Here is a 26,358-nt window from a genome sequence, read left to right as displayed (position 1 = left end):
TATCGTCGTCAATCCGCGCGCCAAGGACGCACAATCGGGTTCCACGCTAGCAGGTGGCGTTTCAGGGCCTTTTCGACACGCGCTCGGGCAGGATCTGACCGGGTACTAGTGCCGCTCCCCCAGCGATCCGATGCGGTCGCCCGAAGCGGGGTCGAAGAGGTGGACGCGGCCCGTCGCCGGCAGCACGGTGACGCGCTCGCCCGCCTCGGGGTGCTCGCGTCCATCAACTCGTACGACGACCTCGGTGCGCGTGCCCGCAATGTCCGCGTGCCCGTAGAGGTAACCGTCCGCGCCGAGTTCCTCGACCAGGTCGACCTCGATCTCGAGGCCGGGCTCGCCGGCCACGGCGATCTTGAGATCCTCGGGGCGCACGCCCGCGATGACCTGGCCCCCGGTGACCCGCGGGCGAACGTCTGAAGCGATCGGCAGCGTCGCTGCGCCGAAACGAAGCCCCGCCTCATGCACGTCGACCGGGAAGAGGTTCATTGCGGGGCTGCCGATGAAGCCGGCGACGAACACGTTGCGCGGGCGGTCAAGCAATTCGCGCGGAGTGCCCACCTGCTGCAGCACCCCCAGCTTCATCACGGCGATCCGGTCCCCCATGGTGAGCGCCTCAGTCTGGTCGTGCGTGACGTAGACGGTGGTGACGCCCAGCTCGCGCTGCAGCGACGCGATCCTGGTGCGGGTCTGCACCCGCAGCTTGGCGTCGAGGTTCGAGAGGGGCTCGTCCATGAGGAACACCCGGGGCTGGCGGACGATCGCGCGGCCCATCGCGACGCGCTGCCGCTGGCCGCCCGAGAGCGCCTTGGGCTTGCGGTCGAGGTACTCGACGAGGTCGAGCTGCTCGGCGACGGCGCGCACGCGCTCGGCTCGTTCAGCCTTGTCGACGCCGGCGATCTTGAGCGCGAAGCCCATGTTCTCGGCGACCGTCATGTGCGGGTAGAGGGCGTAGTTCTGAAACACCATCGCGATGTCGCGATCCTTGGGTGCTGCGCGCGTCATGTCCTCGTCGCCGATGAGCACTCGGCCGCTGTCGACCTCCTCGAGCCCGGCGAGCATGCGCAGCGCGGTCGACTTGCCGCAGCCCGAAGGGCCCACCAGAACGAGAAACTCGCCGTCGGCGATCTCGAGGTGGAGGTCGTCCACTGCGGGACGTTCGGTCCCGGGGTACTGCAGGGTGACGCTGTCATAGGTGACGCTAGCCATGGTGCTGCTCTCTTTCACCGGCGGTACGTGCCGGGCGATCCTTCGTGAATGGGAGTGCCGACGACAGTGTCGGCGCGGCCAGTCTGCCACCTTGGGCGCGCAGTGCCAAGTGGCCCGGCAGGATCCTGCGGGTGCGCGCGCTCTCGGCGTCCGGCCCAGAGGGCGCGAGGTCACAACTCGGTATCACCTGCCCAAACCGGCGGAACTCCCGCTTGCATCAAATTAGTTCGTACGCTTTACTAACCACCATGACACGCACGGACGCAATGACGCGATCGGCCGACAACGCCGCCCCTGGCAGAAGCCTTCGCCAGCACGCGAAAGCGCTCCCCGAGCACGCCCGGTCGACGAACCGCACGCTGCTTCTGCAGACGCTGTACCGCTCGGAACCCATCAGCCGAGCGGACCTCGCCCGCGTCACCGGCCTCACCAAGGCCACGGTGTCTGACCTCATCGGCTCGCTGCTCGGCGACGGCCTGGTTCGCGAGCTCGGTCAGCGTGAGAGCGTTCGCCCGGGAAAGCCGGCCGTGCTGCTCGACATCAAGCGCGACGCCTACGTGATCATTGGCATCGACCTGAGCGAGCACGACCGCTTCCGCGGCGCGGTGCTCGACCTCGACGGCCGCGTGCTGCACGAAAGCGCGATTCCGCTGGACGGCGCCACCGGCGAGGATGCCCTGTCGCGCGTGCTCGCGCTCACGGACGCTCTCCTCGCGCTCACCACGGCCCCGGTGCTCGGGATCGGCATCGGGACCCCGGGCGTCGTCACCCTCGACGGCGTCGTCCGCACCGCCCCGAACCTGGGCTGGAGTGAGCTCGCGCTGCGCGACCGGGTCGCCGCGCACACCGGCCGCGCCGTCTCGGTCGGCAACGACGCAAACGTCGCGGTGCTGGCCGAGCACAACTACGGCGACTCCGGCAGCGACCTCATGCTCATCACCGTCGGCCACGGCATTGGCGCCGGGCTGCTCGTCGCGGGCGCACCGGTGCACGGCAGCCGCTTCGCTGCGGGCGAGATCGGCCAGGTCATGGTCGGGACCGACCTCGGCCTCGACGCCCCCTATACCCGCGAGCAGGTGCTCGAGCACTGGCTCACCGTGCCCGCGCTCACCGCCGCGCTCGCAGGAACAGACGACGCGGGGCGGAGGGCAGTGCTTCGGGAAGCGGGGCAGCGCCTCGGAGTGGCCCTCGCCCCGGTCGTCGGTGCGCTCAACCTCGCCGAGGTGGTGCTGGCGGGTCCCGAAGACCTGCTCGCCGGCCCGCTCGCTGATGCGGTGCTCGAGACCATCCGACACCGCACCATGCCCGACTCTCATGACGAGCTCATGTTGCGCATGACGTCGCAGGGCGCGGACATCGTCCTCCGCGGCGCCGCCGCCCTCGTGCTGCACACCGAGCTCGGACTCACCTAGACCTCCGAAATTCTCCAATCGATTGACCCCCATGGCGCGGCAACCGCCGCACCGCCCTTCTGAAAGGAATTCACAATGAAGAGAAAGCTTGCGGGCCTCGCCGCCGTGGCCACAGCTTCCGCTCTCGTGCTGACCGGCTGCACCTCATCCGGTGGCGACGCCGGCAAGGACGCCAGTGGCGAGACCATCACGATGTGGGTCATAGGCGGTGACACCCCGGACGAACTTCGCACGTACCTCAAGGACGAGTTCAAGAAGGAAACGGGCGCCACCCTCAAGATCGAGGAGCAGGGCTGGGGCGACATCATCACGAAGCTCACCAGCTCGCTGCCCGACGAGAACAACACCCCCGACGTCACCGAGATCGGCAACACTCAGTCGCCGACGTTCACGAACGTGGGCGCCTTCCTCGACATCAGCGACATGTACGACGAACTCGGCGGATCGGATCTGCTGCAGTCCTTCGTCGACGCCGGCACGGTCGACGGCAAGAACTACACGCTTCCGTACTACTTCGGCTCGCGCTACATGTTCTCCCGCACGGACGTGTGGGACGCCGCGGGCGTGGCCAAGCCGACGACGCTTGACGAGTTCAACGCCGCGGTCAAGACCATCACGGAGAAGAACCCGAAGGGCATCGAGAACTTCTCGGGCTTCTACCTCGGCGGCCAGGACTGGCGCGACGGCATCTCGTGGATCTTCGCCAATGGCGGCGACATTGCGACCCTGCAGGATGGCAAGTGGGTCGCCACCCTCGACTCCCCCGAGTCAATGAAGGGCCTCGAGCAGCTGCAGGGCATCTTCCGGGACGCGTCTCGCGCGCCGAATGATGCCAAGGACGCGAACCAGTACCAGTTCCTCAATGACTCGGACACGGTGACCGACGAGGCCGGTAACACGACGGACCTCTCGCTCGCCGCCGCCACGATCATGGCTCCGGGCTGGGCGCACTGGTCGATCGGTGACCTCGTCACTGGCGAGGACGGCAAGCCCGCCCGCGAATGGAATGACGCCACCTTCGGGGCCTGGGTGCTGCCGGGCAACGACGGCAAGCCCGCCCCGGTCTTCGCCGGCGGCTCGAACATCGGCATCTCGGCAAAGACCAAGAACCCCGAGCTCTCCAAGGAACTGATGAAGATCATCTTCTCCGAGGAGTACCAGACGATGCTCGGCAAGAACGGTCTCGGCCCGGCAAACCAGAAGTTCACCTCCTCGCTCGGTGACGACCAGTTCGCGAAGGCACTCATTGAGTCGGCGTCGAACTCGAAGCTGACCCCGGCCGCCCCCGGCTGGGCCGCCGTTGAGGCCGCCAACGTCATGGAGGAGTTCTTCTCCAAGATCCGTGACGCTGATGACCTGAACGCGCTCGCGCTCGAGTACAACGCAAAGCTCGACGCGCTGCTCAACACCAAGTAGTTCACCGATCAATTGGGCGGGGCCGCACTTGCGGCCCCGCCCGCCATATCCTGGCACCCCCACACGAATCGAGGCGCACGTGAGCCAGACCGTAGCCCGCCCACGCAGGCGAAGCCTCGCCCCCTACCTGCTGCTGCTTCCCGCGAGCGTGATCGTGCTCCTCGCGCTCGGTTACCCCGTGCTGTGGCAGGTGTCGACCTCGATGCACAGCTTTGGCCTGGCTCAGCAGTTTGGCCAGCCAGCACCCTTCGTGTGGTTCGAGAACTACATCACGCTCTTCAGCGACCCGTACATGTGGGTCGTGGTCGCGCGCTCGGTTGCGTTCTGCGCGGTCACCGCGACCGTCACGATGGCGATCGGCATCCTGCTTGCCCTGCTCATGAGCTCGGTGAGCACGGGCGTACGCATCACGCTGCAGATCTCGCTCTTGCTCGCGTGGGCGATGCCCGTCGTCGCCGCGATGACCATCTGGAACTGGCTGTTCGACTGGCGTCGCGGCATGATCAACTGGCTGCTCACACAGGCCGGCCTGCCGTTCAACGGTCACAACTGGCTCGCCGAGCCGCTGTCCTTCTTCTTTGTGGCAATGATCATCGTCGTCTGGATGAGCGTCCCGTTCGTCGCCTTCTCGGTCTACGCCGGGCTCACCCAGATCTCAGGCGAGGTGCTCGAGGCCGCACAGATGGACGGAGCGAGTGGCTGGCAGCGTCTGCGGCACATCATCCTGCCGCTCGTGCGGCCCGTCCTCGGGATCGTCTTCCTGTTGCAGCTGATCTGGGACCTGCGGGTCTTCACACAGATCAAGCTCCTGCAGGATCAGGGCTCCATTCAAAGTGAGACCAATTTGCTGGGCACCTACATTTACCAACTCGGCGTTGGCTCGAGCGACTTTGCGATGGCGAGCGCCGTCTCGATGTTCGTGCTCGTGCTCACGATCGCGCTCAGCTGGGCGTACGTCCGCCACCTGCTCAAGGAGGACTCAGCCTCATGACTCACGCACTCTCCCGGTCCGCGACCCGTGCCGAGACCTCCCCCGACGCATCGGCGACGGCCCCCCTGAAAGTCATTTCGGCACGAGGGCGCGGACGCGGACGGCGCCCCGCCAGGATCCTGCTGGGCGTGCTTGGCGTCGCGGTGGCGCTCGTCTGGGCAGTTCCGGTCTACTGGATGATCAACTCGTCGTTGCTGCCGAACGTCGTCCTGCAAAAGACCACGCCGACCTTCCTGCCGTTCGGCGGATCGCTCGACAACTTCGCCTCGGTACTCACGAGCGGCAGCTTCTTCCCAGCGCTCGGCATCTCGGTTGTCGTCGCGCTGATCACCGTCGTCTTTTGCCTCGCCTTCGCCTTCCTCGCGGCGCTCGCCATCAGCCGTTTCCGCTTCCGCGGGCGCAAGAGCTTCGTCATCGCGGTGCTGCTCATCCAGATGCTGCCGGCGGAGGGGCTGTTTATCGCGCAGTACAAGCTCATGGGGTCCCTCGGACTGCTGAACTCGGTGATCGGCGTCAGCATCATCTACATCGCCGCCGTTGTCCCGTTCACCATTTGGATGCTGCGTGGTTTTGTCGCCGGGATCCCCAAGGACCTTGAAGAAGCCGCGATGGTCGACGGTCTCAGCCGCACCCAGGCGTTTCTGCGGATCACCTTCCCGCTGCTTGCGCCGGGGCTCGTCGCAAGCGGCGTCTACGCCTTCCTCCAGGCGTGGAACGAGTTCACCGTGGCGCTCGTGATCCTGCAGGACTCCAGTTCGCAGACCCTCCCGCTGTGGCTGCGCGGCTTCATTCAGCAGTCCGCGTCGCGAGCAATCGACTGGGGTGAGGTGATGGCCGCGTCGACCCTCGTCGCCCTCCCGGTCATCGTCTTCTTCATGTTCGTGCAAGGGCGTATGACGAGTGGGCTCGTGAGCGGGGCGGTGAAGGGATGAGCGGGGCCGAGCACTCAGCAGACCAGTTGCTTCGCGACATTCGCGCGACCCTCATGCCAGGATTCGTGGGCACGACGCTGCCCGCGTGGTTGGAACGGCGACTCACCGACGGGCTCGGCGGCGTCGCGATCTTCGGCGGCAACGTTGAGTCCCTCGCCCAGCTGCGCGCGCTCACCGACGCGGTGCGCGCCGCGCGCCCCGAGGCGGTTATCGCGATCGACGAGGAGGGCGGCGACGTCACCCGACTCTTCTACGCCGAAGGCTCCCCCTACCCCGGCAACGCCGTGCTCGGCCGCATCGACGACTTGGACTACACCGCCGAGGTCGCAGCGCGCGTCGGCCGAACCCTTCGTTCCGTCGGCTGCACGCTCACGATGGCGCCAGATGTCGATGTGAACTCGAACCCGCACAATCCCGTCATCGGCGTGCGCAGTTTCGGGGCGGACCCCGCGCTCGCGGCGCGCCACTCGGCAGCCTGGGTACGCGGCGTGCAGGGCACCGGCATCGCCGCCTGCCCCAAGCACTTCCCGGGTCACGGGGATACCGCGCAGGACTCGCACCTCGCGTTACCCGTCGTCGACGCGTCGCCCGAGCTGCTCGCTGCGCGCGACCTGCCGCCGTTTGCCGCCGCCATCGACGCGGGCGCGCGCTGCATCATGACGTCGCATATCCTCCTCCCCCAGATCGACCCCGCAGGGCCCGCGACCTTCAGCGCCCCCATCCTGCAAGGGTTGCTCCGCGATCAGCTCGGCTTCACCGGGGTGATCGTTTCGGACGCCCTCGACATGCGGGGCGCGAGTGGGGAGATCGGCATCCCCGAGGCGTCGGTGCGCGCGCTGGCCGCCGGCTGCGACCTCCTCTGCATCGGCACCGAGAACACCGACGGGGAGCTAGCCGAGATCGAGGCCGTCCTGCTCGCCGCGGTCGACGCCGGCAGGCTTCCGGCCGCGCGCGTGCGGGAGGCTGCGGCCCGTGTGCGGGCGCTCGCGAGCCCGCTGCCCGCGGCGGACGAGCAGCCCGGACCAGCGGCCGCGATCCTGGCCGAGTTCCCCGAGGAGGACGAGGTACAGCGTGTGCTGGCGTCGTTTCGCGGGGTGACCGAGGCGCGGGCGTGGATCGCCGCACACCCCGGCGCGGCGATCGTGCGGGTCGACACCGAGGCGAACATCGCGGTGGGCGTCGCCCCGTGGGGGCCATTCGCTGCCGCGCTGCGACCCGCGGACTCGGCCGACGCCCGCACCGCCGCGTCTGACTTTCTGGCGCGCACGCTGGTCCCGGTCAACGCCGAGACGCCGATACCCTGGGACTGCGGCGCGAACGCCGTGCTGGTGCTGGGGCGAGACCTGCATCGACACGAGTTCGCACGCGACGGCATCGACGGACTCCGCGAGAGCGGAGCATCGGTGTTCACCATCGACACCGGCTGGCCCGGACCCGACCGCGGGTACGCCGAGCTCGCCACCTATGGCGCGTCCCGACTCGTCGGCGCCGCCCTGCTCTCGCTCGTTCAGGAGGATCCGAGATGACCACCCCCACCCTGCTGCGCGTCGGCCTGGACATTGGCGGCACGAAAACCGAGGCGGTGGCGCTTGACCCCAATGGTCGGCTCGTCGGGCGGCTCCGCATGCCGACCGAACTCGGGGCCGAGCGCGTGCTCGCGACCGCCGAGCGCGCGGTGCGGGGGCTGAGCTTCCAGACCGGCCGGCCGCTGTCGGCTTTCGCCTCGATCGGCATCGGGATCCCCGGAGCCGTGGACCGCGAAACGGGTGAGGTGCGGCACGCGTTCAACTTGGACCTCGCCGAGCTGCAGCTCGGTAGCCTCCTCTCCGAGCTGGTCGGCGTGCCCGTGCGCGTCGAGAACGACGTCACCGCCGCGGCGCTCGGCGCGAACCATCTGCTCGAGCTCGACGGCACCATCGCTTACCTGAACCTCGGCACGGGCCTCGCGGCAGGAATCGTCGTCGACGGCGCCCCGTGGCGCGGTGCTCACGGAGTCGCCGGCGAGATCGGCCACCTGCCCATCGATCCCAACGGCTATGCGTGCCCGTGCGGACAGTTCGGCTGCCTCGAGACGGTTGCGAGCGGCTCGGCGATCTCCCGCGCCTGGCCGCACGGCGGCGAACACCCGGCACAAGACGTCGTGCGCGCCATGGAGGCGGGCGACGTGGAGGCTGCCGCGGTGGTGGCGCGCCTCGTACAGGGCGCCGCATCGTGCGTGCGCGTACTCGCCCTCTCGCTCGACCCGCAGTCGATCATCATCGGCGGGGGCCTGCGCCTGCTCGGTGAACCACTCATCGGCGGCATTCGGGCGACCCTCGAGCAGTGGGCCGAGCAGTCGAGCTTCCTCGCGGCGCTCGACCTGCCCCGCCGAGTGCGCGTGCTCCCGAAGCACTCGTCGGCTGCCGCGGTCGGCGCCGCAATTATCGGGGCATAGCCCGAAGCTCGAGCCGGCGCGCGTCCTCGCGCACCCCGGCGACCCACACGTCGCGCACGTTCCAGTCGGCGTCGAAGCGCACGAGGTCGGCGGTGAATCCCGGCCGGAGGGCGCCGAGCCGGAGCTCGCCGCCAGACCTGTCGAGCCCCAACAGGCGCGCCGGGGTCATGGTCGCCGCGGCGACCGCGGCGCTCGGGGTGCAGTGTGCATCCGTCACCGCGCGCCGAACTGCCTGGTCGAGGGTGAGTGTTGATCCTGCGATCGTGTCGGTCCCTGAGAGCCTCGCGACGCCTTCCGCAACCGAGACGTCCTGCCCACCGAGCTGGTATGCGCCGTCCGCTTCGCCCGCCGCGGCCATGGCGTCGGTGATGAGCGCGACGCGGCCGGGCGCGAGGGCGAACGCAAGCGCCGCGATGCGCGCATCGAGGTGCACCCCGTCGAGGATCAGTTCCAGCGTGACTTCGGGCCGATCAAACGCGGCCGCCACGGGGCCTGGGTCGCGGTGACCGAGCCCGGGCATCGCGTTGAACGCGTGGGTCAGCAGCCGGGCGCCAGCGTCGAAGGCGCGCTCGGTGTGCTCGAGGTCGGCGGCCGTATGGCCGATGGCCGGGACCACCCCGGCGGCGGCGAACGCCGCAATGGCGTCGAGGCCTCCCGGCAGTTCGGGCGCGATCGTGATCTGGCGCAGCACCCCGCGCCCCGCCTCGATCAGGGCGGTCACCACGTCCGTGTCTGGCGCGCAGAGCGCCTCCAGGCGATGTGCACCCTTCCGCTCGGGCGACAAGAACGGCCCCTCGAGGTGCGCCCCGAGGACGGTCGGGTCCTCCGCCACGAGCTCGCTCGCCCAGCCGAGGCGATCAATCAGCTCAGGAACCGGAGCCGACACAAAGCTCAGCAGCGAGCGGGTCGTGCCGTGTGCCCGATGGGTGGCGATCGCCGCTCGCGCCGAGGCGGCCCCGTCGTCGACGGAGGCCCCTCCCCCACCGTGCATGTGCAGGTCGATCAGGCCCGGGCTCACCCGGTCACCCTCGGCGTCAACCACCACAGTCGCGTCCCCCACGAGGGAGCTCCAGCAGCCGCCGGTGCCCACACCGGAAATCCGCCCGTCCGTCACCGCGATCCAGGCGTCAGGATGTTCGCCGTCGACGTCCACCTTGCGTGCTCGATGCAGGATCAGCTCGGCCGGGGCGAAGGTCATGCCCCAACATTACTCAGGAGAGGCCCCCGCCCGCAGTACTTCTGAGCAGGAATTTTAGGCGCGCTCCTCTCGCTCAGCACGCGGCACGATGAGCTCTGGCCCGTCGCCCGTGATCGGCCGGACTGCGACCGGGTTGAGCGACGCGGCAACGCGCTCGGCGCCGCCCGACACCGCTCCCAGCATGGCGTGATCGGCACGCTGCTCGGGGTCGAGCCAGTCTGCGGCGAGCGCGTCGTCGAGGAACACCGGCATGCGGTCGTGAATCGACGCGAGGGGCCCGGTGGACTCGCGCGTCAGCACGGTCGCCGAGAGCCGCCACCCTTCCCCCTCGGGTGCACCGGGCTCCCGCCACCAGGAGTAGAGGCCGGCGAGCGGGAGTAGGCTGTGCCCGCCGATGACGTGCGGGGTTTTCACCTTTCCCTCGGTCAGCCATTCGTAGTACCCAGTCGTCAGAACCGCACACCGTCGCGCGACCAGCGAGGGCGCGAATGTGCGCTTCTCGGCGACGCTCTCGATGCGCGCGTTGAACGTTGGGTACTTCGTAGCGAAGGCTTTCTCCCAGGGCGGGACGATGCCCCACCGGGCAAGCTCAACGCGATGCGTTTCGGGCGCCTTTCGCGGGCGGATCAACAGCGGCACCGGCTGCGTGGGGGCCAAGTTCCAACTCGGCGTGGGCGGCGTGCCGAGGGCTTCGAGCCCCTCGCCAACCCACCGGACGATGTCCCGATCGGACTCGCCGATCGCCATCCCTTCGTAGTCCACCACAACTCTGCCGCACATGTGCACAGGGTACGCCCGACGCCCGACAAGGAACCCATGCGCAGGCCCGACATCGCCGCCGATTGGATGCGGGAGTTCCTCGGGCGCGGGCCGAAACGGGGAGGCCACCGGCTACACTAAATCCCGCATGAGCTGGGGGGCGCTGCAACAGGACACGACTGGGGGCCGTCTGATGCGCGCGAATTCTGCGGTGGACCCCGCACAATTGCTCGATCGACCCCGCCTCCGGCTCAGGCTGAGCACGTCCGACGGCGGTCCCGCCGGCTTCATCCTGCTCAATGCCCCGGCCGGCTACGGGAAGTCCACCCTCGCGAAACAATTGCTGGACTCTCTTCCGGCGCACGAGTATCGGACACTCTGGATCCACACGACGGCAAGGACCAAATCGTCGTTCTGGCGACACCTGCGTGCGCAGTTGGAGGAGCGCCCGCACCCCACTGGCGAACCAGACGACGAATCGCGAGCGCACGAGTGGGTTCTCGACCACGTTTCACTCCTGCCCGCACCCCTCGTACTGGTCATCGACGCCTACCATCGCGTCAGCGACGCTCAGACCGACCTCGCGTTGCTCGAGCTCAGCGGCGCGAGCGCCCGTATTCATCTGGTGGTACTCGCCCGAAGCGTGCGCCTCCTTGACGGCCCCCTGTTCGCCGACGAAGTACTCACGATCGGTCCGGAGGAACTTGCGTTCGACGCGGAGGAACTCGGAACACTCGCGCGCCACTGCCGCACGCCAGTGCACTCTCGCCTGCGTCAATCGCTTGAGCTCACGGGCGGCTGGCCCCGTGCGGCGAGCGCGGTACTGCGCGCAGAGTCCCGCGATGCGGTCGCTTCTTCGCGGCCTCCGGGCGCCGAGCGTGCCTCAGCTTCCCCCGCGCTGCATCCGCAGCTGGCACGCCTGGCGATCGATTCGCTCGATCTCCTGAACGACGAAGCCCGTGCCGTGATGCTCGCCGCGTGCGTGCTGGACACGATCAGCCTGGAGCAAGCGGCTGAACTCCTGGAATCGACCGAGGACGAAGCGATCCTGCAGATTCAACCGTTGCTCGAGCACGGGCTGTTGTCGCTGACCGGGCTGACTCACCGAACGGTGTATCGAGCGCACCCCGCAATTCGGGCCGGGCTTGCCGACCTTGCCCGGCGTTCCTACAGTGCACTCGACCACGCGACGCTCCTGCGCGGCTCCGCCCGTGAGCGCGCCTCACAGGATCCGCTCAGCGCGCTCCGCATGTATCTCGAGTCCTCGTCTCTTGCCGATGCGGAAGCGGTACTCGCCGCACACTTCACCACACTCACCGATCGCGGCGAGGAGTGCACCCGGCTCCTGCGTCCCCTCACGGATGAAACGCTGCGGGAGTTCCCGACGTTCGCCGCGGCCCGGATGCTCCTAGAGTTCTCAGATCGCACCGTCTCGCACGAACACCTGCACCGCCTGACGCGGCTGATGCAAGAGGGGGCATCGCGCCGCCTCGAAGCAGATTTGCACTCGGCTCCGACGCTCGCCATCGCGCATCGCGTGCAAGTCATGATCGGCGAGCGCTTGGGTGGAAATATGCCCAGTGCCCTCGCGATCGCCCGTGAACTCGAGCCACTCATCATGTCGCGCGCGCACTCCCCCGAGGAGGTTCCGGGGCAGGATCACCGAGACAGCCCTGGCACCCAGCCGGTGTTCCTCGAGGAGCTGGGGTTCACCGCCTTCATGGGTGGCGACCGAGCGCTCGCCCGGCGCGTCTGGCAACGCCTCGACCATCAGATGCAGGTCTCTTCGAGTGACCTCGTCCCGCCGACTGTCGGCGTCACGAGCCGGCACGCCGCGTGGCGCCTCGCCGCCTTGTACGGCCTCGCCCTGGTGGAGGCCGACGACGGGGACTTCATCGTCGCCGCCGAGATCATCGCCCAAGCCGACGCACTCCAGGAAGAGTCCGGCGTGAGCGCCCCGTCGCTGAGCTGGATCAACGGCGAGGTCGCCCGAGCACACCTGTCCTACGAGTCCCTCGATGCGGACATGCTCGCCCAGGCGATGGCACGCGTCGCACCGTGGAACGATCGCTTCGAACAGTGGCCGATGATCCTCATGGCGGACGTTGAGGCGACCCGGTATCTGCGCGGCCCCGATTGGGCGATTCCGCACCTGCGGGCCGGAATCTCGCAGATCGAGCGCGCCCGACACGGCGTCGGCGTCTGGGGCGGGTATCTCGCGCTGTACCAGGCAATGCTCAACACCACGCTCGGGGATTTCACCATCTCCGGGCGGATCCTGCGCTCGTTGCCCGCGGAGAATCTCTTCGTGCAGATCGAGCGAGCCCGGCTCTCCCTTTTCTCGGGAGACAACGTTCGCGCACTGCTCGAGGTCCAGCAGATTGGTCTCGCCGGCATCTCGAAGCGGCAACGCATCGATAAGTTCTTGATGGCCGCAATTGCTGCGTGGGGATGTGGCCTGCGCGACGAGGCAATCGAGTCCCTGAAACATGCGGGTGAGCTCGTCGAGCGCAACGGTTTGTCGATGATGTTCCGCACGGTCCCGTTCGAGCCCCTGCGAGCGATCGCCGTCGCAGCGCGGGCTGCTGGAGCGTACGACCTCGTCGAGCGCATCGACCGCGTCCCGATACAGGCGCGCGGCGTGGTGCGAGAGCGCCTCACCACCATGGAGCAGCGCGCCCTCGAGACGATGGTGACGCATCCGTCGCTCGCGGCCGCCGCCGAGCACGTTTCGATCGCTCCAGCGACGATGAAGCGGCATCGCCTCGCGGTGTATCGAAAACTGCAGGTGGGAGGTCGCGAGGAGGCGATCCTGCAGGCCACCCGCATGGGACTGCTCGTGCAGCAACGACCGGCTGCGGTCGAACCGAACCCCCACTAGCGGTTGCCCCGGTTTGCGTGCAGTTTCGCGTCGGCGAACCCTTGGCGTGAGACGTAGGTGGCAATGACCGTCAGCCCTCCGGTGGCATAGAGCGCCCACCAGGGAACGCCCGGGATCGTCGGTGCGTCGCCCGCGCGCTTCGAGTCTTCAGACGGCGTCGGAGTCACCCGCTCGCCGGTGAGGACGATGCGGTGCGAATTGATGCCGAGCGGCGTGCAGGTAATCAGGGTCACCCAGTCATGCCCGGGTTCCGCCCGCAGCGAGTCGGTCTCGGCGGGTTCGATGACCTCTTTCGCCCGCACCTCATAGGTCAGTACTTCACCAAACACCTCGACCGTGAACCGGTCCCCCAGCTCGACCCCGTCGAGATTGCTGAACATGGTCGCGTTCGCGAGCCCGCGGTGCGCAGTGATGACGGAGTGCGTGTCGACACCGCCCACGGGAAGACTCGACCCCTCAAGGTGCCCGGCCCCGAGCAGGAGCACCTCATCGCTCGTGCCGTGATAGATCGGAAGATCAACGCCGATTCTCGGGATCTTGATGCGCGCCATGATCCCGTCGTCAGTGGCCCGCAGGATATCGTCGTAGCGAAATGAGTCGTCGGTCATCACGCCCTCGCCGACCGGCATGTTGGCGTTCGCCCCCAGCAACACCCCGGCGCTCATCGCGTCGTTGTAGGCGTGCGCCGTCGCCAACTGCTCTGCCGCGGTCGGGCGCACCCGACTGACCGCCTCACCGTATTCGCGAATGGCCTGCGACTGGTTGTAGGACGACAGCCAGGCCGCGGTCATGGGGTACAGGCCGGCCACCATTGCAGCCAGCAAGATCACGCCGACCCCGATGGTCAGGATGCTCGGGCGCCATCCCTGCTTCGGCCCGCCGCCCCGCCGCGGGCCAGAGCCGTGTCGCCCGGCACTACGCATCTGGCTGCGCTCGCCCTGCGAGGCGCATCTTGCGGCGCTGCAGGATCAGGGCGACCACGGCCAGCAGGCCGAGGCCGCCGGTGCTGCCCCAGAACACGGCCGCTCCCATTCCGCCGGTCAGCGGGAGCGTCGGCACTGGCGCTTGCCGGTTCACGATATTGCCGTAGTCGAGCTCGCTGTACACCTCGATGTCGATCGGGCTGATGCGGAGATATCCTGCCGGGGCCTGCGACTCGGTCAGGCGATACTTCCCTATCGTGAGGTCACGGACCGTGAACTTGCCCACCGCAGGGTTCGAGTCGGGCCCCGTGCACTCGGCTGCCGAGGCCGCGACGCAGTCAACCACGCTCATCGCCCTCGACGGGTCCAGCATCGGCACCGCCGCGCGGTCGAACGGCGTCAAGGTCCACGCCGAGCCCGCCAAGAACTGGGCCGGGTTGTGATCGTTCACCTTGTTCCACGACAACGACACCCGCACCGGGTGCTCGGTGCAGTGTGTGCTGCCAGGAGCACAGACGGGCGGGGGCTCCTCGCCGAGCGCCATTAGGAAATTCCCGAGTTTGCCGGTCGCGTGGCTCGGGAGCACAGTCTTCACACGCACCGAGTAGGTCACCGTGGCGGTCACGCCCCCGTTGAGCTCGCCGGTAATATGCAGCGCAGAAGTCGGCTGGTTCAGCGGCTGCGAGGCGGCCGTGAGTGCGGCATGGCTGACGATTGCTCCGTCAAGCTCCGCGTCGTCGACTACGTCCTGCAGCAGGTCGACATGGTTCACGTCGACGGGGGTGAGCCCCGCGTTTGTGAACGTCAGCGCGTACTGCACGAGTTGCCCCGGGACGATCGTCGTGCCCGACGCCGGGTTTGACGTCTTCGCCAGCACAAGCCTGCCGGGGTGAGGCACCGCCGTGGTAGTGCTCGAGTTGTTGTTCAGGTTGGGATCCGCCTCATTGCCCAGCACCTGCGCGGTGTTCACGATGTTCGGCAGCGGCGCTATCAGAGACGTCTTGACGGCGGCCGTCACCACGATTTCTGTGCTTGCCCCGGCAGCGAGCGCGCTCAGTCCACAGCTGAGCTCACGTTCCACAGCACTGATGGTGCACCCGGGGGTTGTCGTGGCCGGGTCGACCAACTCATCCGGAATCCGGTCGGTCACGATGCTGCCGCTCGACTGGCCGGGGCCGTGATTCGTCACGGTCATCGTGTACCGAACGGCGTCGCCCGGAGCGTACTCCGCCGGCCCAGTCTTCACGATCTCGAGGTCAACCGGCGCACCGGGCGACGAAGCACCGTCGTTGTTGCTGCTACTCGTCCCTCTAGTCGTGCCCACGAGGGAGAAGGTTGGGCTGTCTCCGTTGGGGTCTTCGATGGCGATCTGATACAGATTTCCAGACGCATTGTCCGACAGCTGCAGGTTGCCGTTGCCGAGCGTCCACGCTGCGCCGAAGGTCTTGCCGCGCAGAGCGGCGAGGGGGCCAGTGGCCGGAATAGCCCAGCTGGCAACATCTCTTTCATCGGGGTTAATACGATAAATTCTGGTGCTCGAGACTCCCCAGATCGCATGCCCGCTCCAGACGATATCGGCGACGCCAGGAACTGGGGATTTGAGATCGATTCGTTCCGCCGTGTACTGGCCGTTGTCATTGGGCACGACGTTGACCTCCCACAACCGGCTGTCCGCGGCGTAGCTGCGCACGTAGAGGAAATTGTTGTTCGTTATTTCACCGCCGAAAGTGCCCTGCATGTACGAGTCGTTGGGGTTGGTGATTGCCGGAAGCCCGACGACTGATCCGAGTACCTCAGCGATCATGGCATCGGGGGCGGTCGACACGGCCTTGGTCTTGCGCCCAATCTGCACCAGCCTGTTTCCGGCTGCATCGCCTTTCTGAATCGCGTACAGCAGATTGTCGTTCGTGTTGTAGCCCATGGCATTGAACTGAAGCGTGTTCTGGAAGCCCAGGTTGTCAAGCACAAGGGTGCCGACGCCCTGCTGGCCAGCAAAGAGGGTCGTCGGATCCCCCTGGCCGACGAACACCTGCGGCCTATTGGGGTCGAAGGAGTCTTTCGCAACCGCCTGCGCCGGGGGAGCCGCAACCAGCGCCTGCCCGCCAAACGTCGAGAGTCCGAGAGCGAGCACCAGCAACGCGCGAGTGGCGCGTAACCGACGGGTCGTCGGTCGGGATCCTGCGGTGCTGCGACGCATAGTGCGGCCTTACGCTTTCGAAAACTGTGCCAACGGACTGCGGGGGCGCTCAGGTGATCATGCACCCCCGCAGAGTGACCTGAGCTAGAGCTGTGCCCGCGTGCGGCGACGGTTCACCAGCATCAGGCCACCGGCGATGGCGACGCCAGCGATGCCCGCCGCAACCAGCAGCACCTGTCCCGCAGCACCGGTGAGCGGCAGTTCGGGAACGTCCTGCTGGGTGTTCGTGATCACGGGGTTGAAGTTGCTCGCGATCGTGGTCACGCCTGTCTTGACCTGCACCGGGGTGAATGCGCTCGAGGGCAGCACGTACCCTGCGGGAGCCTTCGTCTCCTTGAGCACGTAGCACCGCTGGCTCGCGTTGATCGATGTATTCACGCTGTCACTCACGAACAGGCCAGGAATCGTGACGACGCCGTTTGCATCGGAGACGAACTTGGTCGCGCCACCGACACTGATGGGGCCTTCGTTCTCGACGGGCTTTGCTACGCCACAGTTTGGCGCGTACGGGAGATCGGCGTTGTACACCTCGAACTCGGCGCCCTTGAGCACACCATTTGCGTCCAGAGTGCCGGCCGCGCGCTTCAGGACCTCAATGCTGCCCCATCGGGTGGTCACGGGGTTTGAGTCGAGCGACTGCCCCGGTGTGTTGCTGAACTGGGCAACGTTCTCAATGACGCCGGAGCCAATCGAAACCACCGTGGCGACAAACTCAATCGTGATGACGCTGCCCGCCTGCGCATCCTTCGGCGTGGCATTCAACCAGGCAATACCCGCCGGAGTGAAGGTCACCTTGACGGTGTTGTCTGCAATGGGGGCCCCGACCGAGTAGTAACTCGCGTCGAGCACCTGCGTGCCGACCTTGACGGACTGCACACCCGTGCCGACCGGCTCGAGCCGCGCGTCCAAGGCATCGGATATCTCAAACTTGGTCCAGGCGTTCTCCTGCTGGGGAATCGTCATCGTCACGGGGAAGGTCAGAGTAGACCCGAGTCCGGTGCCGGGTCCGATCGGCTTGACCGTCTTGACGAGCGTGCCCGCGCCATTCTTCGGGAAGGCGTGTACGTCGTACACCCAGCCGTTCTCGTGGGGCATGGGCACCGTGAGGACAAACGGCGCTGCCCGGTCGACGATATTCGAGGGCGCATCGGTCTCGCAGACCATGTATACGCCGATCGGCAACGCCTGGGTCGCTGTGCCAGTGGCGCTCGTCAGGGGCATGACCTGTCCGGTACCGATCGAGTATCCAGCGGGCGCGGTACACCCAGCGCCCGGGACGATCGCGTTCAGGGAATCCCAGGTGGCTGGGTCTTCCAGGTCTATCTCAGCGCCCAGCGTCGTGAGCAACGGGTAGACCGTGAACTCGACGCCCGCGACCGGATTGGTGTAGTCATCAGCGTCGGGAGCGGCGCTGATGTCGCCGACGGTGGGGGTACCCGTCTGATGCAGGTACTTGTGCACGGTCAACGAGCCGGGCTTCGAGAAATCGATGTTCCCGAAGCTCGGGGGCTCGGCAAATGCTGCGGTGGCGCCACCCGTCAATGCAGCAGCGCTGAGCGCGAACGCGCCCAGCAGCGCTGCGACGCGCGAGGTCTTGTGGTTCTTCATGGGGTTCGGCTCCATTCGAGATTGGTGCAGAACGCACCACCTGGCAAATGAAGTGCAGCGGCGAATCTTCAGCAACACTGCTCGCCGAATACCTCAGCGCATGACTTCTGTACTCATCTAACGTCGTAAGTAACGACTGACCCCCATCGTCTACACCCACTTCTACACCTGTGGCGAGAGGCGCCGACGGCGCACAACAGAGGCCGTTGATACCCCCGGGGGGTGGGTATCAACGGCCTCAGCTCAATGGGGCATCAGCCCGGTCAGTTTGCCCTCCGGCGGAGCAGGCGAAGCGAGAGTGCTCCGCCGCCGATCACGAGCAGCGCAGCCGCGATCATCACGGGAGCGAGGCTGCTCGTTCCGGTCTGCGAGAGGACCGGAGCGGCGGCACCCGGCGTCGGGATCACGGCGATCGTTACGCTCGCGCTCGCTCCGCCGTACTCAGCGGTAACCACGTGCGAACTCGCAGTGAGAAACGTCACCGTACTGCCATCGATGACGTCTCGCGAATGATCGCTCGTGAACGTCGCTTCGTCAGAGACGTCGCGGGTGTTGCCGTACGCGTCCTCCACCGTTGCGGTGAGCGACACCGACGAACCCTGCGAAACCTGGTTCGCGCTGGCCTGCAGCGTCAGCGTAACGAGGCTTCCCGCGCGGACGATCGAGCCGGCCCGCGCCTCGATCGCAGCGTCGCCCCGCAGCGTCGCGGTGAATGTCCGTGATCCTGCCCGGGTAACGGTGGCCTGGTCGCCGTCCAGCACATCCGACGCCTCGGAGCTCGCGAAAGTTACCTGGTCAGTCACATCGCCGAGGCTCTGCCCGCCCGCGGCAAAACCCTCCGCGCTCAGGGAAATCGTGTCGCCCGCAGCCGCCGATGACGGCACGGTCAGCACCAGCGAGGCGAGGGCCGCAGCGGTCACCTCGATCTCGGTGGTGGCGCTCAGCGACCCGGCAGCCGACGTGATCGTGAACGCTCCAGCCGAGTGGAAGCTGAGCTGGTTGCCGTTCACTTCCACTCCCCTGGGGGCGCTGGAGAGCACCGCGGTGGCGGACACATCAGCGACCTGGTTCCCGAACTCGTCACGCAGGATGGAGACGAAATCGAGCTCGCCAAATTGGTCGACGATTGTGGCACTCGGGGTGAGCTGCAGTTGCGAGGCCTGCGCCGGGGTGACCACGGCGGAGGTGCTCGCGCTCAGTCCCCAGCCCGCGGCGGTCAACGTACGGGTCCCTGCCGCAGTCGCGCGAACAGCGTTGCCAGTTACCACGTCACTCGCAGTATCGCTCCCGAAAGTGACGTCATCCGTGCAGTCACCAAGCGATACGTCATCAATACCCAAGCACTCTGCGCTGAGCGTTATGCTCTCGCCGGCGGCGCTCGTTTCGGGCTCCACAGACACGGCAATACGTGAGGGGACCCACTGCGCGAACAGGCTGACCGCTGTGCCGCCAGTCCCGGTGGCCTCGGGCCGAGGCGCCATCACCGTCGCCTCAGTGAAGGGCTCACCGCTGCCATCCGCGGCAGTATTCCACCCGGCGAAACTCCAGCCGGTCGCGGAGGAAAGGACCGGAAGCGGGCGGTCACCCGCTGCAAAGGTGGGCGCGAGCACGCGGGTGGCACTGTCGGGCACGCCGGCGAGGTTGCCGTTCAGCGCGACAACGAAGTGATTCTCGTTGATGTCGGCCGCCGTCACCAGAGCGTTGGGGAGCGTAATGGCGCCCAGATTGTTCCAGACCCCCTGCGCACGCAACCCGCCCGAGCCCGTGATGAGGCCCGTGGCACCGATCGTGTTTCCCGCGAGGTTTGACCGCAACGATCGCACGAAGGTGCTCGCGGGAACTCGGAGGGTGCCGTGTACGGTGAGCGCCCCATCGAGTTCTCCGTAACGCCCGGCGCCAATCGCCGGAACGGTTGGTTCGCTCGAGAACGCGGTGACGACCGCGCCAGCTCCAATCGTCACGGTCTTGGCGCTTCCGAAGTACCCACCGCCGATCCCGGCAGCCTGTGCTGAACGAGCGTTGACGACCGCGTTGCCGCTGATCACGATGTCAGAGATATTGATCGAGTTCACGGCGGACGCGCGCGAGCCGCCGCCGATGCCTGCTCCGGACACGCTCTGCGCATCGACGACGCCTCCGCTGACCGTGATGGTGGGGCGCGCATATGAAGTGAGCCCGGCAGAGCCGATCCCGGCGCCTCGCTGCGCGCTCGCGTGTACCGAACCCCCAGTGATCCGAATGGGAAAGTCCCCCGTGGCGATGTCATTCTGGGTAGTCCCGATGCCTGCACCGCCCGCTGCGGTGGCCGTCACGGTCCCTCCGGCAATCGTGACCCCCTGCGGCGCTGCGGTGGGAACGGGGTAACCGCCAATACCCGCTCGCGAGTGCGTCCCGCTCGCGTCGGCGAAGATTGTGCCGCCCGCGATGGTGAGATGCGCCCCCGTGGTCGAAATCGCGGCACTCGGGGTGTACGGCACCCCCGAGGGCTCAACGTAACTCGCATCGAGCCTGCCGGTGCCCGCCGCGGAGCGATCATCGATCGAGAACGAGGTTCCCGGCTTCAACGCGATCGACTGCGTCGCGAGCGAGAATCCGTTCAGGTCGAGGGTCGCGCCCGATTCGAAGGCCAGGTAACCGATTCGTGCACTCGTTGTTCCGATGTCTGCGGTGAGCCGAATCGTCTCGCCGGCGGGGGTGGTCGCCGCCGCGATTCGCAGGGCTCCTTCATCCGCGACATCGTGGATCCCCGTCGCATACGCCGGAGAGGCGGGCAGGAGCGCGGCGGCGAGCGCCACGACAATCGGAACCACCAAGTGGCGGGGTCTGGTCTGCATCGGCTCACCTTCGGCATTGCGTGAGAGCCGCGAGATGTCGTCCCGTGGCCCAGAGCGATCCGCCGTGCATTCGTAACAGACGAGGCGCTCAGTCCCCATCCAATGTCACCCGAGCGCGAGCGCGCGATTGATCTACACCCGTTTCTGCACCTCGGACCCCGTGCGCCGCGCTGGCCCCGTTACCTGGTCCGGGCGGGGAGCAGCGTCACGCTGCCAGCCGACACCTGCGCCTCGATCACGTTTGCTGACCCCGGTCGCGTCTGCAAGCGGTTGTCCAGCTGCCCGGCCGAGACCTGCGATTCCACCGCGTACGCAACGTCGGCGACCGTGAGCTCCAGAGACCCGGCGCTGACGTCGAGATCCACCTCTCGCGGGGCGGCGCCGGTGAGCTCGGCGACGATCTTGCCTGCCGATACGTCAAAGCTTGCCTCCTGCACCCCGTCGAGCCGGAAGTCCGCCCGGCCAGCGCCAAGCCCGACGCTGAGGGAGCGGGCCGAGCCCGTCGCCACTGCCTTCCCGGCAGAGATATCCACGTCGAGATCACGGAATTCGCCCGCTGCGGTGAGGCTTCCCGCACCAAGTGTCAGATCGGCGTCGAGCTTGCCCGCGAGCGAGTTCGGCAGGGTGAGCACGACCTGGTCGTCGCCGAAGTTGCAGCCGAAGAGACAGAAGCCACCCCCGAACCAGCTGCCGCCCGAGCGCACGACGAGCTCGTCGCCCGATCGCTGCATCCGCCAGTCTTGGCGGTTGTTCCCGGTAATCTCGAGCTCTGCCTCTCGAACATCGGCGAAGCGAAGCTGGAACTGCCCCGCATTGGCGTCGACGCTCAGTTCGGTGATTCCCGCGGGGTCGACCGTCTGCACGCTGTCGCCGCTCGGCGAGCCGACTTGGTGCAAGATCGAGCCGGTCGTCCCGATCGCGGCGGTCGCGCCCACTGAGATGAGGGCCAGCCCGCCCACGATGGCGGTGCCAATCGCGACGGCTGACGCCCCCGTGGAGCGGGGACGCTGAGCGTGTTCGTCGGTGGGGCGGGGTGAGTCGTTCATGATCCGATTCCTGTCTGCGTACCCGGTTCTGCCTGTCGCATGATCCCGGTGTTTTCAATGTGGGCGATGGCGGCGAGCACCCGGCGGTTGCCGGTCTCGTCTGCCTCAAATCCGAGCTTCTGGAAGATGGCGGTGATGTGCTTCTCGATGCTTCCTTCGGAAAGGAACAGCAGCGCGGCGATCGCCTGGTTGGATTTGCCCTCGGCGAGGGCCGCGAGCACCGTCCGCTCGCGCTCGGTGAGCCGGCGCATGCGTTCGTCACGGCTGCTGCGCGCGAGCAATTGAGCAACCACCTCGGGGTCAAGCACGTCCCGTCCCGCGGCAATCTGCTCAACGGACGCGACGAACTCGGCCACGTCGGCGACGCGATCCTTCAACAGGTAGCCGATGCCGCCCCCGCGGGCCGCGATGAGGTCACTCGCGTACCGTTCCTCGACGTACTGCGAGAGCACGAGCAGCGGCAGCTGCGGGCGAGTGCGGCGCAGCTCGAGCGCCGCACGGATCCCCTCGTCGGTGAACGTCGGCGGCAGGCGGACATCGAGGATGCAGAGGTCGGGGGCGTATTCCTCAACCGCCTCGCTCAAGCCCTCCACGTCAGGCAGGGCGGAGACGACTTCGTGCCCGGAGTGCTCGAGCAGCCGCACGATTCCTTCGCGCAAGAGCACCGAGTCTTCGCAGATCAGGATGCGCATGGGACGCTCACCTCCAGCGTGGTCGGGCCGCCAATGGGGCTCTCGAGCCTCGAGGTGCCGCCGGCGGCGAGCACTCGGTTGATGATGCCGTCGAGACCGCCGCCCGGCTGCACGGTCGCGCCGCCGATGCCGTTGTCTTCGACCCGGGCCCACAGCGTCGAGGCGCCGGGGGCCTCGCCTCGCACCCGCAGCGTCACCCGACACTCGCTTGCGCGCGAGTGCTTCGCCGCGTTCGTGAGGGACTCCGCGACTGCGAAATAGACGGCCGCCTGGGCGTCGCGCGAGATGGTCGCGCTGCCGATACGCACGTCGAGGTGGACGGGAATGTGTGACCGTCCGGCGAGTGCCGAGAGCGCCGCGTCGAGGCCTCGGTCATCCAGCACCGAGGCATGGATCCCGCGGGCCAGCTGTCGTAGCTCCGTCACCGCTGCCTTGGTCGATGTGTGCGCCTCATCGATCAGCGCCTTCGCGCTCTCGGGGTCGCTGTCGAGCTGCTGCTTGGCAAGGCCGAGTGTCATGCCGATCGAGACGAGTCGCGGCTGCACCCCGTCGTGCAGATCGCGCTCAATGCGCGTGCGTTCGACGTCGGCGGCCCGCACCGCCCCCTCGCGCTGCTCGGCGGTCGCACGCACCTGCTCGCGCAGCACCGCTTCGTGGGCGCCAGCCTCAATCAACGCGCAGGAAATCGTGCGGTGCAGCATCGTCAACAGCAGGATCCCAGCCGGAGCGATCAGTACCCCGAGGACCCCGGCGATAATTCCGCCGGGCGCGCCCAGTCCCCCGGGCATCGATGCGAACCCCAGGCCAAGGCTGCCCGCGACGATGCTGCCGATCGACCAGAAGAAGAGCTGCGTGAGCCAGAGCACCACGAGCCCGAGGGTGCTCGCGATGCCGAAGTTTGCGACGGCGCGCCACATGCGCGCATCGATGACCTGCGACCACAGCCCTTTCAGGTAACCCTTGAATCCGGAGCCGCCGCGGCGCAGGCCCAGCGCCGGGACGTCGAGGCGATAGAGGCCGCTCACCCGGGCAACCTCGAACCACCCCAGACCGAAGAGCGCGTACACGCAGCCGACCAGGATGACGAGCCCGATTCCCATCACGATGATGAGCCCGGCGCCGGTGGCCAAGAGCGTGACCAGGGTCGTCAGCAGCGCCCACCCCATCGTGCCCATGGCGGCGAGGTGCAGGGTCGTCATAAAGGGGCGCAGGGGGCGCTGGGGTGCTGGGCCGTCCTGCGGCGGGAGCGGCGTTGGTGTACTCATGGCTCCTACGCTACGGCCGCGGACTCCGCGCGGACACCGGGGCACCCGGAGAAGCGCGTTCGGGTTTTCCGGAACGCTCCGAGATCCGCACGGAGTGACCGGCGTTCAGCTCAGTCGTTCTCGGCTCACGAGCTGCCCCGCGAAACTCACCCGCTGAAAGGTGAGTGCATCGGGTGTCCCGTCTCCGTTCAAGTCACCGACCCACAGGCAAGCGGCAGGCAGGATCCCTGGGTAGGGGTTCGGGAAGTCTTCGCGAACATGGCCCACCCGGAGCGCCGGAGCGGGTGACAGATGCTCGTCTTGCTGCACTGGCGCGGCGGTCGGAATGCTGGCCGGGTCGAGATCCTGTAAGTGAATGTAGCCGGTGAAGGCATCGGCCGGGACGATGCGTGCGCCGTATCGTCCCGGCACCGCGCCGGCGTTGTACTCCTCAATCACTGCTCGGCCGTCGTCGAGCACCTTCGCCACCCAGGCGACGTGGCCAGCCGACCCTGAGCCGTTGGTGCCGGGGGCGCTATACGCGATCGCACCAGCTGCGGGCGTCGTGTCGACTCGGATGCCGAGGCTGCGCGCTGAATCTCCCCATTGACCCGCGTTCCCCCACCGTACGAGTCCGCCATATTGGTTGTCGAACGGCACCCCATTGACCTGGTTCAGGCGCCAGGAGACGAATGACGTGCACTGGCGATGCGCAAAGTTCCACTCGTCCCAGACGACCGGGTCGAGCGGCATGTTCTTGTAATACATGGGGTAGTTGTCGCCGATGAGCCCGTCGACCCCGATTGCGGGCACCCCCTGGTCGCCCGATCCTGGGAACTCGTCAACGCCCGGATTGCCCGGCGACCAGGCCGTGTTCGGTGGCTGGTCGATGGGGGCGGGCGGAATGGGCGGCAGCGCCGCGGGGGCAGGAGCCGAACCCGGTGTCGTTGGGCTGACGGGCTCAGGCGTGTCCGAGGGCGTCGGCGTCTCGGGTGGCTCGGTAGCCGGTTTCTCGGGATCCCCCGTGGGAGGGGTGCCCGGGTCGGGGTCACCCGTTTCTCCAGGCGGGGCAGGATCGACAGGATCGACCACTTCGACGGGTGGGGCCGGCTCGTCCGGGGGATCCGGCACGACCACCGGGTCTGGCGCCGGCGGAGGCACCTCCACGGCAGGCGGCGGGGCCTCGCTCACCGCGACAGGATCGGCAGGTGGGGCCTCGACAGGAGCTTCCTGGGCCGCGACGTCGGGAGTGATCTCGTCCACGGCGAAGGCAAGTGGCGCTGGAGAAAAGAGGGTGACGAGCGAGAATGCGAGCGCTGTCGCGATCACAACCGTGATACTCGGTGCAGGCATGCTCCTTGACGACATGACGACTCCCCTGGTCTCACTCGCGCCATCGCAAGTGAGTTGTGAATCTACCGCGGGGGTGGGCGAGGCGCGTCGGCAAGAATTACGTAGTTGGCCGCGTGTGCGGTTCGGTTACGCCACCGGATCGGAGCGGCGCGCTCGATCTCGCTTCTGCATCATCATCATGAGGTCGGAGCGTTCGACGAACTCATCTCCGGTTTCACCGGGACGAAACTCCGCAATGCCAAACGACCAGCCGCAGGCAGTCACGACGCCCTTCAGGCGTTCGGCGAGGAGCTGCGCCTCCTGGGCGGCGGTGCGCGGAAGCAGGACGACGAATTCGTCGCCTCCGATGCGCGCGACGCTGTCCCCGCTGCGCACCCCTCGCACGAGCTCGTCGCTTACTTGGCGAAGCACGCTATCGCCCCCGACATGCCCCCGGGTGTCGTTTACTGTCTTGAACTCGTCCAGGTCGATATAGAGCAGCGAAAGCGGCTCACCCGTACGGGCGACCGTGCTGATCTCCTTCTTGAGTAGCAGTTCAAACCCGCGCCGGTTCCAAACGTCACAGAGGTGATCGTTTAACGACGACTTCTCAAGGTTCGCTTTGAAGCGCCCGAACACCTCGGTCAACAGCACCGCCAGGGAAACGAGCGCGACCGCAGTCAGGTACGCGTCGTTGGACTGGTAGCGAAACATCATGATGATCGCGTAGAGCAGCAGGGCGGTGTACCCGACCCATCGGGCGTATTTCATCGGAAGAAACCAGGCGTACAAGACGATCACGACGACGCTCAGCATGGCGGCGACGGTGGCGCGTCCCAGGCTGGTGCTGTTCGCAATCAGCCAGAGCAAGAAGACGAGGTAGATTCCGCTGATCACCGCGGCCGATCCGATGCGAAGCCGGCGCCCCCGCCAGAGCACCAGCAGTGAGATCAGGATCCCTGAGCCCGAAACGAGCGCCGGCACCCAGAGCGGCGGCCGATGCTCGGGCGGAAACACCGTGGCAGCGAGGCCGGCAAACAGGCCGCCAGAAAGAAACAGTGCCGCCACCGCAAACGACAGGTCGGACTGGCCCTTCAGGACCCGAGACGATGGATGGTTCGACACCATGTCAGTGTAGGTCTTGGGGCCCGGTCCTGACCGCTTGGCACCGGGGTGAAATTGGCATTTCACCCCGGTGGGTCGAGGCGGCTCTCACGAGCATGCCCGCGCCTGAAGCGCCACGCGTCCCTCGG

Annotated in this window: 19 protein-coding genes; 7 read left to right on the top strand and 12 right to left on the bottom strand. The window is 67.2% G+C overall.

What is annotated here, in order from left to right:
• Positions 1 to 105: 105 nt before the first annotated feature.
• Positions 106 to 1,206 carry an ABC transporter ATP-binding protein gene (locus JW030_RS02680; protein WP_188045799.1) on the bottom strand — a complete coding sequence of 367 codons (1,101 nt, stop codon included), beginning with the start codon at positions 1,204 to 1,206 and terminating at the stop codon, positions 106 to 108.
• A gap of 248 nt (positions 1,207 to 1,454) precedes the next feature.
• On the opposite strand from JW030_RS02680, the gene JW030_RS02675 reads away from it, so the two are divergent.
• The 6 genes from JW030_RS02675 to JW030_RS02650 all read left to right on the top strand — a co-directional run bounded on the left by JW030_RS02675 (position 1,455) and on the right by JW030_RS02650 (position 8,391).
• A complete protein-coding gene (locus tag JW030_RS02675) occupies positions 1,455 to 2,618 on the top strand; it encodes an ROK family transcriptional regulator (RefSeq protein ID WP_188045800.1) in 1,164 nt (387 codons plus the stop codon).
• A gap of 75 nt (positions 2,619 to 2,693) precedes the next feature.
• Positions 2,694 to 4,034, top strand: coding sequence for an extracellular solute-binding protein (locus JW030_RS02670; protein ID WP_188045801.1), 1,341 nt, complete (start codon positions 2,694 to 2,696; stop codon positions 4,032 to 4,034).
• A gap of 79 nt (positions 4,035 to 4,113) precedes the next feature.
• On the top strand, positions 4,114 to 5,025 hold the full coding sequence (locus tag JW030_RS02665) for a carbohydrate ABC transporter permease (RefSeq protein ID WP_241095520.1): 912 nt from the start codon (positions 4,114 to 4,116) through the stop codon (positions 5,023 to 5,025).
• On the top strand, positions 5,022 to 5,957 hold the full coding sequence (locus JW030_RS02660) for a carbohydrate ABC transporter permease (protein WP_188045802.1): 936 nt from the start codon (positions 5,022 to 5,024) through the stop codon (positions 5,955 to 5,957). The genes JW030_RS02665 and JW030_RS02660 overlap by 4 nt, the downstream gene beginning before the upstream one ends.
• Complete coding sequence (locus JW030_RS02655; RefSeq protein WP_188045803.1) at positions 5,954 to 7,483, top strand: glycoside hydrolase family 3 N-terminal domain-containing protein; 1,530 nt, start codon at positions 5,954 to 5,956, stop codon at positions 7,481 to 7,483. The genes JW030_RS02660 and JW030_RS02655 overlap by 4 nt, the downstream gene beginning before the upstream one ends.
• Complete coding sequence (locus JW030_RS02650) at positions 7,480 to 8,391, top strand: ROK family protein (RefSeq protein WP_188045804.1); 912 nt, start codon at positions 7,480 to 7,482, stop codon at positions 8,389 to 8,391. Before JW030_RS02655 ends, JW030_RS02650 begins: the two co-directional genes overlap by 4 nt.
• Here the strand turns inward: JW030_RS02650 and nagA are convergent.
• Together nagA and JW030_RS02640 are read right to left on the bottom strand one after the other, a co-directional pair.
• Positions 8,378 to 9,589 carry an N-acetylglucosamine-6-phosphate deacetylase gene (gene nagA / locus JW030_RS02645; RefSeq protein WP_188045805.1) on the bottom strand — a complete coding sequence of 404 codons (1,212 nt, stop codon included), beginning with the start codon at positions 9,587 to 9,589 and terminating at the stop codon, positions 8,378 to 8,380. The genes JW030_RS02650 and nagA overlap by 14 nt on opposite strands.
• A 54-nt stretch (positions 9,590 to 9,643) precedes the next feature.
• A complete protein-coding gene (locus JW030_RS02640; RefSeq protein WP_188045806.1) occupies positions 9,644 to 10,369 on the bottom strand; it encodes an SOS response-associated peptidase in 726 nt (241 codons plus the stop codon).
• Between the two features lie 172 nt (positions 10,370 to 10,541).
• Between JW030_RS02640 and JW030_RS02635 the strand changes: the two genes are divergently transcribed.
• Entirely contained in the window at positions 10,542 to 13,229 is a 2,688-nt protein-coding gene (locus JW030_RS02635; RefSeq protein WP_188045807.1) for an AAA family ATPase, read from the top strand.
• Here the strand turns inward: JW030_RS02635 and JW030_RS02630 are convergent.
• The 9 genes from JW030_RS02630 to JW030_RS02590 form a co-directional block, all read right to left on the bottom strand.
• Positions 13,226 to 14,152: a class C sortase gene (locus JW030_RS02630; protein ID WP_206348623.1), complete on the bottom strand. Its 927-nt coding sequence runs from the start codon at positions 14,150 to 14,152 to the stop codon at positions 13,226 to 13,228. The two genes, JW030_RS02635 and JW030_RS02630, sit on opposite strands and share 4 nt — an antisense overlap.
• A complete protein-coding gene (locus tag JW030_RS02625; protein ID WP_188045808.1) occupies positions 14,145 to 16,349 on the bottom strand; it encodes a SpaA isopeptide-forming pilin-related protein in 2,205 nt (734 codons plus the stop codon). The genes JW030_RS02630 and JW030_RS02625 overlap by 8 nt, the downstream gene beginning before the upstream one ends.
• 84 nt (positions 16,350 to 16,433) lie before the next feature.
• On the bottom strand, positions 16,434 to 17,957 hold the full coding sequence (locus JW030_RS02620) for a SpaH/EbpB family LPXTG-anchored major pilin (RefSeq protein WP_188045809.1): 1,524 nt from the start codon (positions 17,955 to 17,957) through the stop codon (positions 16,434 to 16,436).
• A gap of 263 nt (positions 17,958 to 18,220) precedes the next feature.
• A complete protein-coding gene (locus JW030_RS02615) occupies positions 18,221 to 20,791 on the bottom strand; it encodes a hypothetical protein (protein ID WP_188045810.1) in 2,571 nt (856 codons plus the stop codon).
• A 179-nt stretch (positions 20,792 to 20,970) separates the two neighbouring features.
• Positions 20,971 to 21,837, bottom strand: a complete 867-nt coding sequence (locus JW030_RS02610) for a hypothetical protein (protein WP_188045811.1) — start codon at positions 21,835 to 21,837, stop codon at positions 20,971 to 20,973.
• Complete coding sequence (locus tag JW030_RS02605) at positions 21,834 to 22,529, bottom strand: response regulator transcription factor (protein ID WP_188045812.1); 696 nt, start codon at positions 22,527 to 22,529, stop codon at positions 21,834 to 21,836. The genes JW030_RS02610 and JW030_RS02605 overlap by 4 nt, the downstream gene beginning before the upstream one ends.
• Positions 22,517 to 23,794 (bottom strand): sensor histidine kinase, encoded by a 1,278-nt coding sequence (locus JW030_RS02600; RefSeq protein WP_188045813.1) that lies wholly within the window; start codon positions 23,792 to 23,794, stop codon positions 22,517 to 22,519. The genes JW030_RS02605 and JW030_RS02600 overlap by 13 nt, the downstream gene beginning before the upstream one ends.
• Positions 23,795 to 23,899: 105 nt before the next feature.
• Complete coding sequence (locus JW030_RS02595; protein ID WP_188045814.1) at positions 23,900 to 25,126, bottom strand: CHAP domain-containing protein; 1,227 nt, start codon at positions 25,124 to 25,126, stop codon at positions 23,900 to 23,902.
• 126 nt (positions 25,127 to 25,252) lie between these two features.
• On the bottom strand, positions 25,253 to 26,233 hold the full coding sequence (locus JW030_RS02590; RefSeq protein WP_206348621.1) for a sensor domain-containing diguanylate cyclase: 981 nt from the start codon (positions 26,231 to 26,233) through the stop codon (positions 25,253 to 25,255).
• Positions 26,234 to 26,358: the final 125 nt, after the last annotated feature.

It is taken from the genome of Leucobacter sp. CX169 (assembly GCF_017161405.1).
Classification (GTDB): domain Bacteria; phylum Actinomycetota; class Actinomycetes; order Actinomycetales; family Microbacteriaceae; genus Cx-87.
This window is presented reverse-complemented; position numbering and strand designations above follow the sequence as displayed.

Excerpts from the sequence above, each read along its gene's own strand:
- JW030_RS02675 (WP_188045800.1), top strand. The coding sequence starts at position 1,455 with ATGACACGCACGGACGCAATGACGCGATCGGCCGACAACGCCGCCCCT.
- JW030_RS02610 (WP_188045811.1), bottom strand. The coding sequence starts at position 21,837 with ATGAACGACTCACCCCGCCCCACCGACGAACACGCTCAGCGTCCCCGC.
- JW030_RS02650 (WP_188045804.1), top strand. The coding sequence starts at position 7,480 with ATGACCACCCCCACCCTGCTGCGCGTCGGCCTGGACATTGGCGGCACG.
- JW030_RS02660 (WP_188045802.1), top strand. The coding sequence starts at position 5,022 with ATGACTCACGCACTCTCCCGGTCCGCGACCCGTGCCGAGACCTCCCCC.
- nagA (WP_188045805.1), bottom strand. The coding sequence starts at position 9,589 with ATGACCTTCGCCCCGGCCGAGCTGATCCTGCATCGAGCACGCAAGGTG.
- JW030_RS02680 (WP_188045799.1), bottom strand. The coding sequence starts at position 1,206 with ATGGCTAGCGTCACCTATGACAGCGTCACCCTGCAGTACCCCGGGACC.
- JW030_RS02615 (WP_188045810.1), bottom strand. The coding sequence starts at position 20,791 with ATGCAGACCAGACCCCGCCACTTGGTGGTTCCGATTGTCGTGGCGCTC.
- JW030_RS02620 (WP_188045809.1), bottom strand. The coding sequence starts at position 17,957 with ATGAAGAACCACAAGACCTCGCGCGTCGCAGCGCTGCTGGGCGCGTTC.
- JW030_RS02625 (WP_188045808.1), bottom strand. The coding sequence starts at position 16,349 with ATGCGTCGCAGCACCGCAGGATCCCGACCGACGACCCGTCGGTTACGC.
- JW030_RS02670 (WP_188045801.1), top strand. The coding sequence starts at position 2,694 with ATGAAGAGAAAGCTTGCGGGCCTCGCCGCCGTGGCCACAGCTTCCGCT.
- JW030_RS02590 (WP_206348621.1), bottom strand. The coding sequence starts at position 26,233 with ATGGTGTCGAACCATCCATCGTCTCGGGTCCTGAAGGGCCAGTCCGAC.
- JW030_RS02635 (WP_188045807.1), top strand. The coding sequence starts at position 10,542 with ATGCGCGCGAATTCTGCGGTGGACCCCGCACAATTGCTCGATCGACCC.
- JW030_RS02630 (WP_206348623.1), bottom strand. The coding sequence starts at position 14,152 with ATGCGTAGTGCCGGGCGACACGGCTCTGGCCCGCGGCGGGGCGGCGGG.
- JW030_RS02600 (WP_188045813.1), bottom strand. The coding sequence starts at position 23,794 with ATGAGTACACCAACGCCGCTCCCGCCGCAGGACGGCCCAGCACCCCAG.
- JW030_RS02640 (WP_188045806.1), bottom strand. The coding sequence starts at position 10,369 with ATGTGCGGCAGAGTTGTGGTGGACTACGAAGGGATGGCGATCGGCGAG.
- JW030_RS02595 (WP_188045814.1), bottom strand. The coding sequence starts at position 25,126 with ATGCCTGCACCGAGTATCACGGTTGTGATCGCGACAGCGCTCGCATTC.
- JW030_RS02605 (WP_188045812.1), bottom strand. The coding sequence starts at position 22,529 with ATGCGCATCCTGATCTGCGAAGACTCGGTGCTCTTGCGCGAAGGAATC.
- JW030_RS02655 (WP_188045803.1), top strand. The coding sequence starts at position 5,954 with ATGAGCGGGGCCGAGCACTCAGCAGACCAGTTGCTTCGCGACATTCGC.